Source organism: Acinetobacter sp. FDAARGOS_559 (assembly GCF_003940475.1).
GTDB classification, from domain to species: Bacteria; Pseudomonadota; Gammaproteobacteria; order Pseudomonadales; family Moraxellaceae; genus Acinetobacter; species Acinetobacter baumannii.
The window spans coordinates 4,168,850-4,183,884 of the sequence record NZ_RKJG01000005.1; the positions used below are offsets into that span (position 1 = coordinate 4,168,850).

General features: G+C 36.0%; 16 protein-coding genes. 6 read left to right on the forward strand and 10 right to left on the reverse strand.

Going from position 1 to position 15,035, the window contains the following annotated elements; genetic code table 11:
• Nucleotides 1–73 precede the first annotated feature (73 nt).
• A complete protein-coding gene (locus EGS71_RS21650; RefSeq protein WP_001046931.1) occupies nucleotides 74–538 on the reverse strand; it encodes a hypothetical protein in 465 nt (154 codons plus the stop codon).
• Nucleotides 539–650: 112 nt separating this feature from the next.
• On the reverse strand, nucleotides 651–1,580 hold the full coding sequence (locus EGS71_RS21655; protein ID WP_001043465.1) for a DMT family transporter: 930 nt from the start codon (nucleotides 1,578–1,580) through the stop codon (nucleotides 651–653).
• 94 nt (nucleotides 1,581–1,674) lie between these two features.
• On the opposite strand from EGS71_RS21655, the gene EGS71_RS21660 reads away from it, so the two are divergent.
• Nucleotides 1,675–2,526 carry a LysR family transcriptional regulator gene (locus tag EGS71_RS21660; protein ID WP_000568098.1) on the forward strand — a complete coding sequence of 284 codons (852 nt, stop codon included), beginning with the start codon at nucleotides 1,675–1,677 and terminating at the stop codon, nucleotides 2,524–2,526.
• 39 nt (nucleotides 2,527–2,565) lie between these two features.
• Here EGS71_RS21660 and EGS71_RS21665 read toward each other — a convergent pair whose 3' ends face one another.
• The 5 genes from EGS71_RS21665 to EGS71_RS21690 all read right to left on the reverse strand — a co-directional run bounded on the left by EGS71_RS21665 (nucleotide 2,566) and on the right by EGS71_RS21690 (nucleotide 8,274).
• Nucleotides 2,566–2,745, reverse strand: coding sequence for a hypothetical protein (locus EGS71_RS21665; RefSeq protein ID WP_000905609.1), 180 nt, complete (start codon nucleotides 2,743–2,745; stop codon nucleotides 2,566–2,568).
• Between the two features lie 576 nt (nucleotides 2,746–3,321).
• On the reverse strand, nucleotides 3,322–4,341 hold the full coding sequence (locus tag EGS71_RS21675) for a fimbrial protein (protein ID WP_000738472.1): 1,020 nt from the start codon (nucleotides 4,339–4,341) through the stop codon (nucleotides 3,322–3,324).
• Nucleotides 4,338–6,875: a fimbria/pilus outer membrane usher protein gene (locus tag EGS71_RS21680; protein ID WP_002015441.1), complete on the reverse strand. Its 2,538-nt coding sequence runs from the start codon at nucleotides 6,873–6,875 to the stop codon at nucleotides 4,338–4,340. Before EGS71_RS21680 ends, EGS71_RS21675 begins: the two co-directional genes overlap by 4 nt.
• Nucleotides 6,876–6,926: 51 nt before the next feature.
• Complete coding sequence (locus EGS71_RS21685; RefSeq protein ID WP_000898897.1) at nucleotides 6,927–7,667, reverse strand: molecular chaperone; 741 nt, start codon at nucleotides 7,665–7,667, stop codon at nucleotides 6,927–6,929.
• Between the two features lie 70 nt (nucleotides 7,668–7,737).
• Nucleotides 7,738–8,274 carry a fimbrial protein gene (locus EGS71_RS21690; RefSeq protein WP_000713424.1) on the reverse strand — a complete coding sequence of 179 codons (537 nt, stop codon included), beginning with the start codon at nucleotides 8,272–8,274 and terminating at the stop codon, nucleotides 7,738–7,740.
• A gap of 446 nt (nucleotides 8,275–8,720) precedes the next feature.
• Between EGS71_RS21690 and EGS71_RS21695 the strand changes: the two genes are divergently transcribed.
• Complete coding sequence (locus EGS71_RS21695; protein ID WP_001061889.1) at nucleotides 8,721–9,071, forward strand: hypothetical protein; 351 nt, start codon at nucleotides 8,721–8,723, stop codon at nucleotides 9,069–9,071.
• A gap of 63 nt (nucleotides 9,072–9,134) precedes the next feature.
• A complete protein-coding gene (locus tag EGS71_RS21700; protein ID WP_000030989.1) occupies nucleotides 9,135–9,347 on the forward strand; it encodes a hypothetical protein in 213 nt (70 codons plus the stop codon).
• Nucleotides 9,348–9,393: 46 nt separating this feature from the next.
• On the opposite strand, the gene bioB is transcribed toward EGS71_RS21700, so the two are convergent.
• Together bioB and queG are read right to left on the reverse strand one after the other, a co-directional pair.
• Entirely contained in the window at nucleotides 9,394–10,383 is a 990-nt protein-coding gene (bioB, locus tag EGS71_RS21705; protein ID WP_000175360.1) for a biotin synthase BioB, read from the reverse strand.
• 99 nt (nucleotides 10,384–10,482) lie between these two features.
• Entirely contained in the window at nucleotides 10,483–11,571 is a 1,089-nt protein-coding gene (gene queG / locus EGS71_RS21710) for a tRNA epoxyqueuosine(34) reductase QueG (RefSeq protein WP_000204455.1), read from the reverse strand.
• Between the two features lie 28 nt (nucleotides 11,572–11,599).
• Between queG and EGS71_RS21715 the strand changes: the two genes are divergently transcribed.
• The gene (locus EGS71_RS21715) at nucleotides 11,600–13,060 is read left to right on the forward strand and encodes a bifunctional ADP-dependent NAD(P)H-hydrate dehydratase/NAD(P)H-hydrate epimerase (protein WP_001149470.1); all 1,461 of its coding nucleotides are present in this window, start codon (nucleotides 11,600–11,602) and stop codon (nucleotides 13,058–13,060) included.
• An 11-nt stretch (nucleotides 13,061–13,071) separates the two neighbouring features.
• On the opposite strand, the gene ruvC is transcribed toward EGS71_RS21715, so the two are convergent.
• A complete protein-coding gene (gene ruvC, locus EGS71_RS21720) occupies nucleotides 13,072–13,617 on the reverse strand; it encodes a crossover junction endodeoxyribonuclease RuvC (protein WP_001128330.1) in 546 nt (181 codons plus the stop codon).
• Between the two features lie 229 nt (nucleotides 13,618–13,846).
• Between ruvC and EGS71_RS21725 the strand changes: the two genes are divergently transcribed.
• Nucleotides 13,847–14,440 carry a helix-turn-helix domain-containing protein gene (locus tag EGS71_RS21725; protein WP_000340963.1) on the forward strand — a complete coding sequence of 198 codons (594 nt, stop codon included), beginning with the start codon at nucleotides 13,847–13,849 and terminating at the stop codon, nucleotides 14,438–14,440.
• Nucleotides 14,437–14,982, forward strand: a complete 546-nt coding sequence (locus EGS71_RS21730) for a GNAT family N-acetyltransferase (RefSeq protein WP_001109743.1) — start codon at nucleotides 14,437–14,439, stop codon at nucleotides 14,980–14,982. Before EGS71_RS21725 ends, EGS71_RS21730 begins: the two co-directional genes overlap by 4 nt.
• Nucleotides 14,983–15,035: the final 53 nt, after the last annotated feature.

Sequence of the window (15,035 nt, forward strand, 5' to 3'; positions counted from 1 at the left end):
TATTTTTATAAAGATGAGTCTGTTTGATGCGTAAATTCAGTTTATAAAAAAGCCCTCCATTGAGGGCAGATAATCAGACTTCTGCATCAAGGATTGCTTGAAAAAATACAGGTAACTCCGAAAATTGAACTAATTGTGTTTTATCAGCGTGTTTGTAATAGTATTGATAGTGGGGTGTTTCAAAACCACTATCAAGATATTGGGTTGCATCAGAAAATTGGGCTTTTGCAACGGGCTTATCCTTTTTAAATTTAACAATAATTGGATTAACGGAATTTAATTTAACAGGAACACCGTTCTCGAATTTGGCTGTTTCAATGAGTAGAGATATTTTAAAATCACCAAATACTACACAAAACTGTCCTCCATTTTCTGTTTTAATTTCTCGATCATGAAAAAGTTCTTTAAATAAATTTTTTAATGATTCTCTATGCTTGTCTAAAGCTAACTGAAAATCATGATCTTGCTGTTCTAGTTTCTCTTGCTCTTCTTTTAGCAATTTGGCCTGTTTTTCGATAGTTGTAAAATCCAAATTCATCTTAATTCTCCTTGTTGTGTTTTAAAACTATATATGGCAACCATTTGTTAAGTTTTAAAGAAACATACATTCTTTGTTACAACGCAATAATTAAGATGAATTTGTGTGATCATTACTTTGTGCAAGGCTTAGCTATAAGTGCAGGACGTTTAATCTGAATAAATCCTCCACTACTCATCACGCCAAGCATGACTAAAGCTGTGCCTATAAGTTGCCAGATATTAAGTGATTGACCAGCTAACAAGGCAACTAACATACTAAAAACCGGAACAAAGTTAAAAAAGATTGATGCTCGGCCTGCACCTAGTTTTTGAATACCATTAAACCAAAATAAATAAGCAATCATGGTAGAACAAATAATGACGTATCCCATAGCTAAGTGTGCAGTGATAGGCGCTATAGCAATTGCTTGAGAAGGGTGCTCAAAAATTACACTTAATATGATTAAAGTCAAAGCACCGAACATCATAGAAAATGTTGTGGTCTCTAAAGGTGTAGCATTTTTTACATAACGGCGTGATAGCACATTCGCTAAACAAAAACTGACACCACCTAGTAAGATGAATAAGTCACCGATTGCTATTTTTAAATGTAGTAGCGTTGAAATATGGCCATGACTAATAACAAAAAGTACACCACTTAAGCCAAATACAACACCAATAGACTTATTAAGTGTTAGTTTTTCTCCATCAAGTAAAATTGTTAACAATAAAGTAATTAAAGGTGTTGTGGCCATGATTAAAGCGCCATTGACTGCTGAGGTGGTTTGTAAACCATAGAAACAGCCTAGGTTAAAACCGGCAATACCTATAATTCCAATAATAAGATAGATAGCTAAATTTTGCCGTAATGCGGCCCAACGTAGCTTTCCTATAGCTGCAAAAAGAATAAATAGACCAAGGCTTGCAATTGTAAAACGTTCAGCTGCTGCTGAAAGAGGTGGCATATATTGAATCACATAAGACATCGCATTAAATGCCGAGCCCCAAAACAGCATTGTGATTACAACACCAGTATAGGCATACACCATTGATTTATTCATGATTGGGCTCCGAAAAAGAATGTCTTTATTCTGAGTAATCACATAAAGGTGTACAATTCCATATTAATTCATCTCTGATGTGAAAATTTGCACAATGATTGATTGGGAAAATTTACATTACTTTTCAGTTTTTTCTGAAGAGAAGACACTTTCAGCTGCTGCAAGAAAGTTAGGTGTTGACCATGCTACTGTTGCAAGAAGAATTGCCCAGTTAGAAGATAATTTAAAACTAAAATTAGTGGACCGTAGACCTCGTACTTATATTTTAACTTCAGAGGGGGAGCGTCTGGCCAAAATCGTGACACGTATGATGGAAGAAACATTTTCTATTGAACGTCTGGCTCAGGCAGGACAACAGGAAATTAGTGGAGTAGTTTCGGTAAGTCTACCGCCAGCTACGGCTGCACATTTGGTAATGCCTCATCTTGGTAAGTTTTATCGTCAATATCCTGAGCTACAATTGAGAATACTCGGTGATGTTCATTATGCCTCCTTACAGCATCGTGAAGCAGATATCGCAGTTCGCTTTGGACGCCCTAAAGATGATTATCTAATTGCGCGTAAAGCTGGTGAAGTTCCTTTTGGTATATATGCAGCCCAAGAATATTTGGATGCTATACAAGAAGAAAACTATGGATGGATTAGCGTTGAAGTTGGTGGAGTTCAAGGACAAAAACAGCAAAAGCTAAAACAACGGTTAAATTATAAAGAGCCTGTTATGGTTACGAATCATCCTGAGCTTCAATGGCGGGCTACTTGTGGAGCAGTTGGCTTAGCTGTACTACCTGATTTTTTAGGCCAGCAAGGTCATTTAGTAAAATTACCTGATGATGACCCAATGAGTGCTGAAATTTGGTTAGTAATTCATGAAGATCTGCGGAGTAGTCCTGCAGTAAGGGTAGTGATGGATTTTCTTTTAGATTGTTTTGAACCTTTTCGTGTTTAATATTGCTTAAGCCTTGACTTCAATTAGCTTAATTAATTTTTATTCATCAGGAAAACTTCCTGCATCTTCTCTTGCTTGCTTCAAGGCTAGAAAAAAACACAGCAGGAAAAGTAATCCAATAAAAAATAAGAAAAAATCTAAATAACTAATACCTAAACCAACTCCGAAAGCCCCTAAACTTAATAATAAAATACAAAATATTTTCCAAATAATGAGCATGTGGTTTTGTAATAAAAACTTGAAGTTAGGCTGTAATTGAAAAATATTTCCAGATATGTGTTTGTTTTTTTTCTTATAGGTTATGTAAAGCTTTATAATTTATCGAATTACATAATATTTACTTTTAACTAAACCCTCCTATTTGAGCACTTTTTAATTTTACTATACATTCGTATATATAAAATTTATGTTTTTTGAATTAATAGAATGATAATTCTTTAGAAAGCCTGTAAAATGAAAATCGTAAACTTTATTTTTAACTTATTTTCATTTAAAATTAATGAGTTAAATAAATTTATCAAACTTTTGTTAAAAAAAAGACTTGATATTTAAGCTAAATTTTGAAATTATAGTCATGCAAATTGTGATCTATTTCCCACAATTTGTATTTCGGGTTAAGTGGTTATCACTAATGCTCATTAGCTTTTTTCGCTTATGAGCATTTTTTTAATTTATTTATTAGTAAAATTTAAAAAATAATGTGTATGATCATTTGACTTTTTTAGTATTAATTAAAAATTATTCATTCTATAAAGCCTACTACTTACTACTAAGATCTAGTGTTTAGAAGAAATACTAATCATATTGGATCGTTACCGTTGCATTAGCTTTGACTTCACCAGCTGTTACATTCGAAGCAGTTTGATAATAACGCGCCGTTAAAGGAATATCGTACTGTACTGTCTGGTTAGAACTTACTGTACCAATATCTAGTTTGTTTCCTTTTCGAATAGGATTGTTCGCGCCATTCATATTCCATAACAATTCCACACCAACTCCGTTCGCTTTAGTTGAGTCAGCAGCACTGTTATTAATAACCTGACTATTTGAAGTATCAGAATTGTAGTCAAAGCTTAAACTCAGTGTATTACTCGTTGGTACACCCGAGTTATTTTCCCCACCATTACAAAGAATCGATAAATTAAAGTTTTTCTCACCTTGAGTTGATCCAATGGCTCTAAAACCTGACTTCATCACAGTGGGAAGCTGAACAACCGTATCTATACCGTTTTGAATTTCACAAGAAGATGATGCAATAAGAATAGGGGAGCTGCTCAATACTGTAGTTGTTAAGAAAGGACGATTTTGTTGTCCTGTTACATAATAGGTACTGTAACGACCAGCAACTAATGCACCTGAACCTGTAGTTGCAGCAGTTTTAATCACTTCCATAACAAAATATCCTGGTGAAAGCGTATATGTTGTATTAGGAGTCAAGCTGCGTTTATAAGGGTAATATCCAGAAAAATCTGTAGAGTCGAATGCCTCTCTATAAAGTCGAATACCTATACCCGGAATATTGGTTGCATACACATTATTTCCAATCGAGCTAACAGGATAGTTTAATGGAAGTGCCGCTGTAATTTGGTCACTGGCACGGTTGCAAGTTGCAGTCGAATTATTGGGTGAAATAGTAAAAGTATTCTTTTGGAGAACTGTTCCGATTGGATCGGTCGGGCGTACTACAATAGTTCCAATCGTCATTGGAATATCGACTGTGGTAAAGCCCTTGCTTAAAGTACAGTTGGCATAGGTTTGGTTATAAATAAAAAAACTAGTAATGAGTAAACCGCTCTTTATAAGCATTTTTTTCATTTGCAGACTGCCTCTGTCATAATAATTAATTGTTTTTCCTGTAAGATTTTTGATTGAATGTCATAATCAAGTTGACATTCTTCACTATTACTTTGTCCCCATTTCACATAAAGATGATCTTGAGTTAGGGGAGTACGTAAATAAATCCGGCTACCTTGGGCTACCATTCCGACTATTTCATTGTTTTGATTAAAAACTTGTGCTGCAAATGGCAAATGGCCGCCATTAGGTGTTTGGGTGCTAATAAAAACTGCATATCCCGTTTTTGTTGAAAAGTTAACTTTAGTGATTGATCCTGCATACGGGGCAATACGATGACTTGTTTCCGTAAGTTCAACAGTTGATGGCATCCCTTGAGGGTCAAGGCTAATGTCATTTAAGCGATAGGGGGTTACATAAGGAATGACAGCATAACCTTGTTTATTAATGCTTAGACCAGAGGTATTGCCGACTCGAGCACCAGTCGCTTGAGGCGCATATACCAATACCATGGTCTGTACTTGGTCTGGGCCAAATAAAATACCTTGTGAGTGAGCGACCAAGCTTCCATTTAAATTGATCATTTCTTGTTGGTATGTATCGGACTGACCAAAAGAAGCGCCTATAGTTGTATAGTTAGTACGGTAGGTGCCATTGATATTTAGGCTTGTCTGTCCTGCATCTTGATATGAAATTGATGAGCCATAATCAAAGCGGTTTCCGATATAACCATTCATTCCTAAAGTTCGGCTATCTTCTGAAATAGAACTATTAAAATTAACGGTATTTTTTTTAAATTGAAGTGGAAAAGATAAAGACAACAAATATTGCGTTTCATGACCAGAATTTTGATTTTCTTGGTCAAGCTTATGAGTAATTGCAGAAATACTGTAAGTCAGATCTTTAAATTGATTGCTATATCCAAATTGGAATTGTTGATTACGATTAGGCTGGTTCCAATAATTAATCCACGAGCCTACTAAATAAAAATTACCCCATTGATTTGGAAGGCCTTGGTTTAATGTGATCTGAAATTCACTTTTTTGTTTCCCCACGGAAAAGCTATCAATATCTTGTTGTTGCAAGTCTCGAATTAAAATTGAATCGCGTAATTTCAAATAATTTTCTGTGGAATATCTATACGTAGCTAAAGTTAAATTGGTGTTGGTTGGAGTAAATAGTCGGTTATAACTTAAGCGATAACTTCGTCCTTTAAGGGTGGGCTTTTGCTCGAACTCAGCTGACGACTGAGTTGCATCAAATGAAATTGCACCAATTGGGGTTGCAAATGCGCTACCTATTAAAAAAGACTGGTAGTTTTCAGTTGCCTGAAAGCCTGTATAGCTTGTTAAATAGTTATTAATACCTCTTTGATATTTACCTTGCACTAGCCATGGTTTTAGATTGATATTGGCATCTCTAAAATGTCCCAAAGTAAAAGAATATCGGCTCATTTTAGGTCTTAACATCTCAATGACAGAAGCATAAGGAATAGAAAACTTTTGAATTTCTCCATTTGTTTCATATATAGAGACTTGTAATTCGCCACCGAAGCCTGTGGGATAAAGATCATTAATTTCAAAACTTCCGGGTGTAACAGTCGTTTGATAAATTAAATTTCCTTGCTGACGTACCTCTACTTTTGCATTGGTTTTGGCATAACCTCGAATTTGGGGAGCATATCCGAGCATACTGTTAGGAAGCATGCGGTCATCACTTGATATGTTAATCCCACGATAAGGTAGGGCATCAAAAAAATTATTATTGGTAAAATAATCACCTAAAGTAACAACACTATTGAGCTTGGGAAAAGCCTTTTGGGCATATGTATTATTTGATGTGTAGGAAGAAACCTTTTCTTGTATTTCATTATGATCTTGCCATTTCCACTGCCCAGTATGGCGTAATTGCCAATCATAGAGATTTAGACCAACATTTGTACCCATAAACGCATGATTTGTTTCATGGTTATTATTTACAATACGATAGGCAGAAGCATTGTATGCAAAAAAAGCTGCATTTATACCGCGGTCCCATAAACGTGGGTCGACATACCCTTGAGCATTCTTTTGTAAAGCAACTTGTGGTATTGAAATATCAAGTCTCAGACGAGAAGTATCAAATTGATAAAAAGCATCGTTAACCCACTTGTCCAAGTCATTACAGGTAAAGGTACTACTTACTTCATGATGAAGAATTTCTGGTTTAACTCCATATTCTAAAAGCATATCTGGGGTAAAACAGGTCTTTGCATTCTCATTCGAATGAGTGCTTTTAAAAACAAACTTTCGTTTTCCTAACCACTGCCCATTAATATAGATGTCAAGACTATATTCACCCGGTAAAATAGGATTGCCGTACTTAAATCGACCAATATCAATTTTCTGTGCATTTCCCACTAAAAAATTAGTATCAAAGTCAGCTTTTAAAATATTTTCCCTATTCATATTGTCTGATGCATATACAGTTAAGGGGATATTAATTGCGAGACTCAATACTAAATAATATGTAGTGCGCTTTTTAAAGCATATACTGGATATGAACCATTCTGACATCGTCTTTATGCCTGTTCATGAGTAGGTGTTTAAATTAAAAAGTAGGTAAGCTTAGAACCTTATTACTTGTTCAATTCTTCCACCATAATCATTTATATAAACAAAGCTCATATTTGTTATATTGCTATTTTTAAGTTTTATTTGATCTTCTGAAAAAGGAGAAAGCATTAAACCCTGTTTTAATAAATCTGTTTTTTGATGATTTATTTCTTGAAAAATTGAGCTTATTGTAATGTAAAAGGGAGTAGGGTTTTTAATAAGCAAGTTTTCACCATTTTTTACCCACTGAATTTTTTCACTTAATGTATTAATATTTTCTTTTAGACTTACTGGTCGATAAAAGAACTTAATTCGTGAACGTATCGCTAATTGAAGAAAATTATTGGTTAATACTTCATTATTTTCTTGTTTGTTACCTTCCGGCCTTGGTGGTATATCTAATACATTAAGCCAAAATACACTTTCTTTATTTTGGTTTAATTGAGAAGCATTAGGTAGTGCAGTAATTCGTAAAGTTTGCCCTTTAGAGGGTTCTACTCTTGAAATAGGTGGTGTAATGATAAAAGGGACATTCGCTTCATCGGGAGTTGATTTAGCGTTTCCATCATCAATCCAAGCTTGAACCAAGGAAGGCGCTGTACCGTTATTGCTGAGTTGTAAGTTTACTTCTCGAGCATCTGATGGATAGATTACACGTGTACCATGAAGTACTATTTCGGCATGCCCTGTAGTAGCAATTAATGCTTGAAGACAAGCCATTCCCCAAAAAAATTTACGACCACGAAAAAGCATGAGTCATATTCTCAATAATAAATAATAGATGAGATATAGCTTCTATTTAAAAATAGAAGCTGGTTTTAATTTATTGATAAATAATTGTGTATTTCACTTGTGACGTTACAGTACCCGCTGTAGATGCTCCAGTTGCATAATATTCAGCATAATAATTAAGATCGGCATTCCCCCCAGCAGAAACATTTACCCATTGTGAGTTATCTTGTGCACCAGAAGCGCCTTTCGCAATTACAGGAATTACTGCATTGTTGCTACCCAATAATTGGATGTTGACATTGGCAGCTGCACCAGAGGTAGCTTGGTTCAATAGTCGACCAGTATTAAAATCAACTGTTGCGCCTGGTTCAAAATAAGTCGCGACTTTACCAACTGAAGCACAATTCGTTAAATTGATTTGAAAAGGTGTACGACCAGCAACATCGCCCGCATTTTTCAAAGATTGAGATGATACTGTTGGTAAATTTACAGTGAGATTTTTATCACCAGTATCAATCGTACACGTATTATCAGTTACTAAACCATTAATAGTGATCGTACCATCAGCTGCTTGTGCTGCTGCAATATTAAAAAGAGAACTAGCCGCAATAAAAATAAATTTTTTCATAAAATCCCCAGAATATTCAATAAATATCACTTTATTACTCTTCAGTGCTTTTATTCTGATCAAGTAATGCGGTGGAAATATAGCACCTTTCAAGTAAAAAACAAGAATAACATTATATTTTTATGTATTTTGATTGGTTATTTTTTTATTGATAAATGCGGTTTTTATTTTAATTTATACCATATGGTAAAACATCATGAAATTATTTTATTTAAATTAATTTGATAATAATTTTCATTTAAGTTTTTTAATTTTTAAGAATTGATTTTTTTATTGTAATTTTATATAAATTATATATTTTTGAATAAATTAACTGGTTGATTTTTATTATTAAAATTAATTTTTATATATCGTGTAAATATATTTATTTTTTTAAGAAAATTTTAAGGTTTAATTCCTAGTGTTTTAGTTGTAATTCAATAAAAGATCATCTGGAGTTTGGTTCCATGAACAACATGAAATACACGTATAAACCGAATTATTTTTTCTTTGCTCATAAATTAGTCTTGTTTTTAAAAGACTATTTACTCAAACATCCTACTGAACAGAATACGACGTTTAATTTACAAATAATTTATGATGTCTTTAGCCACGATCTAGCCTCTAGCACAACAAATCTAGAAGGTATTCTAAACATTGCGGATGAGTATGTTCTAGAAACAGAAGAGGGGCTTTTACCATTGATTAGTAGCCACTCAATCAATTTAAAGAATCATGTACTTTCTTTAGAGTTTTCACCTAAAGCGTTAACAAGCTTATTGTCGGGGCGTTCATTAGTGAATCCGAAGGCTGCTTAGATTTTCTTTTAAGGTAGAATGAACTCATATAGAATTCATAAAATTTATTTTTAAGAGTTATTTATGAGTAAAGACTTTAAAGCCTTAACTTATATTGCAGATGATAATATAGCAGATACAGTGATTTGGCTCTTACACCATCAAGATGTTTTTGAATCTTTTCACTTTGATGTATTGAGCCAAGAATTATCGGTTACACATGCGGCAGGTAGGGATATTATTCGAGTTGGAACCTTTCTGAATGCTACTTATGGAATATTAGTCACTTCTGTATAAATGAAAAAAGCCCTGAATGATCAGGGCTTTTCAGTTTTTGCTGAGGTTAAGCACTCATCGCATCGACTGATAAATCAGAAACAGTTGGTTTTGGCTTTTCAGCTGTTAACCCTAATTTATTAAATAACGCTTGGTCTTTACCTTCACCTGCATTTGGCGTCGTAAGTAATTTATCACCAGAGAACAGAGAATTTGCACCCGCCATAAATGCTAAAGCTTGATCTGAGTCACTTAAAGATTCACGACCAGCAGATAAACGAATATAACTATGCGGCATAATAATACGTGCTACCGCAATAGTACGAATCCATTCAATAACATCTAGTTTTTCAACATCAGCTAATGGTGTACCTTCAATTGGAACAAGCATGTTGATTGGCACAGATTCTGGATGAATAGGTAAGGTTGCTAATTCATGTAACAAACCAATGCGATCTTCACGGCTCTCACCTAAACCAACAATACCGCCACTACATACTTTCATGCCAGCTTGACGTACATAATCTAAAGTATTCAAACGATCATCAAAAGTACGTGTGCTGATGATGTGGGAATAATACTCGCGAGATGTATCAAGGTTATGGTTGTAATAGTCTAAACCAGCATCTTTTAGGCGTTCTGCTTGTGATTGATTAAGCATACCTAAAGTCATACAGGTTTCCATACCTAGTGCTTTAACTTCACGTACCATTTCTAAAACATAAGGCATATCGCGCTCATGAGGGTTACGCCAAGCAGCACCCATACAAAAACGAGATGAACCTGAATCTTTTGCAGCTTTTGCTTCGCTAATTACTTTTTCAACAGCAATACGTTTTTCTGCTTCTAATTTTGAATCGTAATGTGCAGATTGAGAGCAATATTTGCAATCTTCAGGACATTTACCCGTTTTAATAGATAAAAGGGTGCTGACCTGAATTGTATTGGCAGTGAAGTGCTCACGGTGTACTTGTTGAGCCTTAAAAACTAAATCCAAAAAAGGTTGTTCATATAGAGCTTGGATTTCTTCACGAGTCCAATCATTACGTAGAGTCATTGTCATATCCATGATGATGGCATTAATTCACTGTACATAATCATACAGAATTCGTATTAAAGCTATAGGGCAAAAAACATCATTTTTTTAATTTGATAGCTAAAGTTGATTAAGTTGCTGTTCAATTGCCCAATCAATATGCACATTGACGATTTCGTCATGTAAACTTTTGCCTTTGTTTAGCTGATCTACAATTTCTTTTGAGTACGGTGCGTTGCCTAAACCGATAGCAATATTACGTTTGAAGGATTGATAACCTGTACGTCGTATTGGGCTGCCTTCTGTATTGGCTAAAAAAGTAGCTTCGTCCCACTGCCAAATATCAAGCAGACTAATATTATCTAAACCATGTCTAGGATTGAAATCGGGAATAGACGCTGTTTTAGCAAAACTATTCCACGGGCAAATTAATTGGCAGTCATCACAACCAAATATCCGGTTACCAATGCCTGCACGTAATTCTTCTGCAATGATTCCTTTATATTCGATGGTGAGATAAGCGATACAGCGTCTAGCATCTAACATATAAGGTTCGACAATCGCTTGTGTCGGGCAAATATCAATACACGCACTACAAGAACCGCAGTGAGAAGTAGCAGGTTCATCAAAAGGTAAGTCAAGTGATGTAAATAGTTCACCTAAGACAAAGAATGAACCTGACTTTTTATGAATGAGTAAAGTATGTTTACCTGTCCAGCCCATCCCAGCACTTTCAGCTAATGATTTCTCAAAAATAGGTGCCGAGTCTGCAAAAGGGCGAGATTCAAAATCTCCCACTTTTTCACGGATACGTGTGGCTAACGTTTTTAATCTGCCACGCATCACCTTATGGTAATCACGACCACGAGCATAACGGGCAATAATCGCAGAGTTTGGTTCGAAAGGTACATATCGTGGTTTTGGCGATTCCACCAAATAATTCATACGTACGCAAATAATACTTTTTGTTCCTGGCACCAATAAAGTTGGATCTGCTCGCTTTTCCAGATTTTCTTCTAAATAGGTCATATCTGCATGATAACCACGTTCAAGGTATTCTAAAAAACATGGCATTTGCTCTTGAGCATCTGGTTTGGCAATGACACAATCAGCAAAACCCAAGTCTAATGCTTGAGCTTTGATCCATGCTTTTAATTCATGTGGATCAATTTGTTGCACTGCAATGCGTGATGTGTTGGAAGATGTCATAAACCGAAAAATGCAAGAGGATAAGAATATGCAGGCGGTAGTTTACCATAGCCAAGATATCCAGGCATGGGAGCAACGTTGGTTTGCTGCGCAAAACTCCTCATTAGGCTTAATGCAACAAGCAGCTTGGTCAATCACTCAACAACTTATTGTACTTTTTCAAAAACAAAATTTTAAGAATATTGCTGTTTGGTGCGGACAGGGCAATAACGCTGGTGATGGCTATTTTATAGCAAGCTATCTCAAAAAAGCTGGGTTTCAGGTTGAAATATTTGCGGCTGATTTGGGTGAATCAACTGATTTACACCATGCTGTCGATTTTGCGAAAAAAAATGATGTTCAGGTTCACCAAGGTTTTGAGGTGAGTAAAACCTTTGATTGCCATATTGATGCGTTGTTTGGGATTGGTTTAAACCGTGAATTAAACGGTTATTGGCAACACGCTATTCAACAATTTAATGGGCAAGCTGGGCTAAAAATTTCGATTGATATACCAAGTGGTTTACATGCAAATACTGGCTCTACCTTATCTTGTGCAATACGGGCTGATCATACATTTACTGTTTTAGGGCTTAAAGCAGGATTATTTACAGGCCAAGGCAAAGAATATGCAGGACAAATTCATTTAATTAATTTAATACCAATAGACCAAGAGCTGAAACCTCTTGCTTACTTGACGCCAACACATATCAAACTTCCTAAACGTTTGGCTTTTGGACATAAAGGAAGTTATGGGCATGTTTTGGTGATAGGTGGACATGAGCAAATGGGTGGGGCTGTTATTATGGCTGCTGAAGCTGCTTTTCATGCGGGTGCAGGCAAAGTGACAGTGGTTTGTCATAGCAACCACCATCAGGCTATTTTGTCGCGAGCTCCTAATATTATGCTTCGTGATATTAATGATTTCGATGAAAACGGTATTAAAGAAATTTTATCTCAGGTTGATGCAGTATGTTTCGGAATGGGATTAGGCCGTGATGAGTGGGCACACCAAATCTATCAACAGTGGTTTAATTATTTAAATCAGACTTCACATTTAGAAGTTGTATTAGATGCAGATGCCCTATGGTTTCTCGCAAAGCAGCCTGAAAAATTGAGTTTACATATTTATGCAACACCTCATCCGGGGGAGGCCGCTACATTACTTGGTTGTTCTACTTGGCAAATTGAAAATGACAGAATTGCTGCGATTTATGCGTTGCAGCAAAAATATGCAGGCCAGTGGGTGCTTAAAGGAGCAGGCAGCTTAATTTTAGAAGATAACTTGTATATTTGTACGCAAGGTAATGCAGGTATGGGAACTGGTGGAATGGGAGATGTGTTGGCGGGCATGATTGCAAGCTTAAAAGCCCAGTTCCACAAAGCAGTTACCCTACATGAGATCGTAACTCTCCATGCTCAGGCAGGTGACCAACTTGCCAAACAAGGCATGCGCGGTTTACAAGCTTATGAGATGAATCAAGCAATTACTCAAGTAGTAAATCAATAAACAATAAAACTTTAGCGTCTACGGCTACTAGAGCGACTTCGTCCACGAGCCATACCACCTAAGGCATTCAAGACGGTTAGTTTGCTCATACTTCCTGAAGCGTGGGCATGACAAATTGCAGCAGCAAGAGCATCGGCTGCATCGGCTTGAGGTTTAATGGTCAGGTTAAGTAAACGCATCACCATCATTTGTACTTGTTCTTTATCGGCAGCACCATATCCCACTACAGACTGTTTAATCTGGCGTGCAGTATATTCTGCAACTTGTAAATCTAAATTCACTAAAGCGGCTATAGCAGCTCCACGGGCTTGACCAAGTTTTAAGGCAGAGTCGGGGTTCTGTGCCATAAAGACTTGCTCGACCGCAGCTTCAGTAGGACCATGAAATTTCACAATTCGTTCAACACCAGCAAAAATACGCTTCAAGCGCTCTGGCATCTCTTGAGTTTCCGTTCGGATTGTACCGGCATCAACAAAACGTAGTTTACTACCATCTTTTTCAATGATTCCGTAACCTGTTAAGCGTGAACCTGGATCAATTCCAATAATCAATGGCATGTGAAGACTTACTTAAATAGTTTAGAGGGTATTGTTACATAGCCAAATCGGTTCTGCATGAGTAATTTAAAGAATGCTGCTATGAATGGTTATTTTTCGGTTTTTAATCCTAAAGATTTATATTGTCCACCCAATTTTCCATATATTCATAATGAAGAGTTTGAAATCATTTGATGTAATTCTATTTTAATGGAATACTTATCTATAATGATGGAATTGAGCTTCTTTAATGGATGATATCAATATAAGGATTGCACATCGAATACGAGAGCTGCGTTTAGCACGTGGATATACTTTAGATGTATTAGCTGCCCGTTGCCAAGTTAGCCGTTCAGCTATTTCTTTAATTGAAAGAGGAGAAACGAGTCCTACGGCAGTTGTTCTTGAAAAACTAGCAAATGGTCTTGAAGTACCTTTAACTCAAATTTTTACGAATGAAGCAGGGAATTCATCATCTCAACCGCTTATTCGTCGGAATGAACAAGCTGAGTGGCGAGATCCGGAAACTGGCTATATACGCCGTACAGTTTCACCTCCGAACTTAAAATTACCCTTCCAGATTGTTGAAATTGAATTTCCGCCTCATTCTCGAATTACTTATGAAACTAATGAAAGCTCTAGAGTGGTACAGCAGCAGCTTTGGGTCGTTGAAGGGAAAATTGAAATTCAATTAGGTGAAACTTCTTATGCATTAGGTCAAGGGGATTGCTTGGCAATGCAATTAGATCAACCTGTCATATACAGTAATCATTCAGCTCAAGTTGCTCGTTATATTTTAGTCGTTTCTAATCAACTGGTGCCCGCTCTTAAGGAATCTTTATGAACTATTCCCTCGATTCTAATTTCCGTTTAATTGATTGTAATGAAGCAGAGCATGCGGTAGCAATATTAGAAATTCTAAATGATGCGATTGTTAACTCTACCGCATTGTATGACTATGTTCCCCGTTCACTTGATTCAATGAAAACATGGTTTTCGGTAAAAAGAGAAAATGGTTTCCCTGTCATTGGGGTAGTAGATGAGTTAGGTAAGTTATTAGGATTTGCTAGTTGGGGAACATTTAGAGCGTTTCCAGCTTATAAATATACGGTTGAGCATAGTATCTATATTCATCATGAACATCGTGGCTGTGGTCTAAGTAAAGTTTTAATGCAAGCGTTAATTCAACGTGCTCAACAGGCTCAACTTCATGTGCTCATTGGTTGTATTGATGCGACAAATCAAGCCAGTATAGGCCTTCATGAGAAAATGGGCTTTACCCACGCTGGTACTTTTAAACAAGTGGGCTTTAAATTTGGGCAATGGCTTGACGCTGCTTTTTACCAATTAATTTTGAATACTCCATTTGAACCAGTGGATGGATAGATTAGCAGTTTTAAAATAGCAATGGCCCAGATCAAAATGGTAAAAGTGAACCG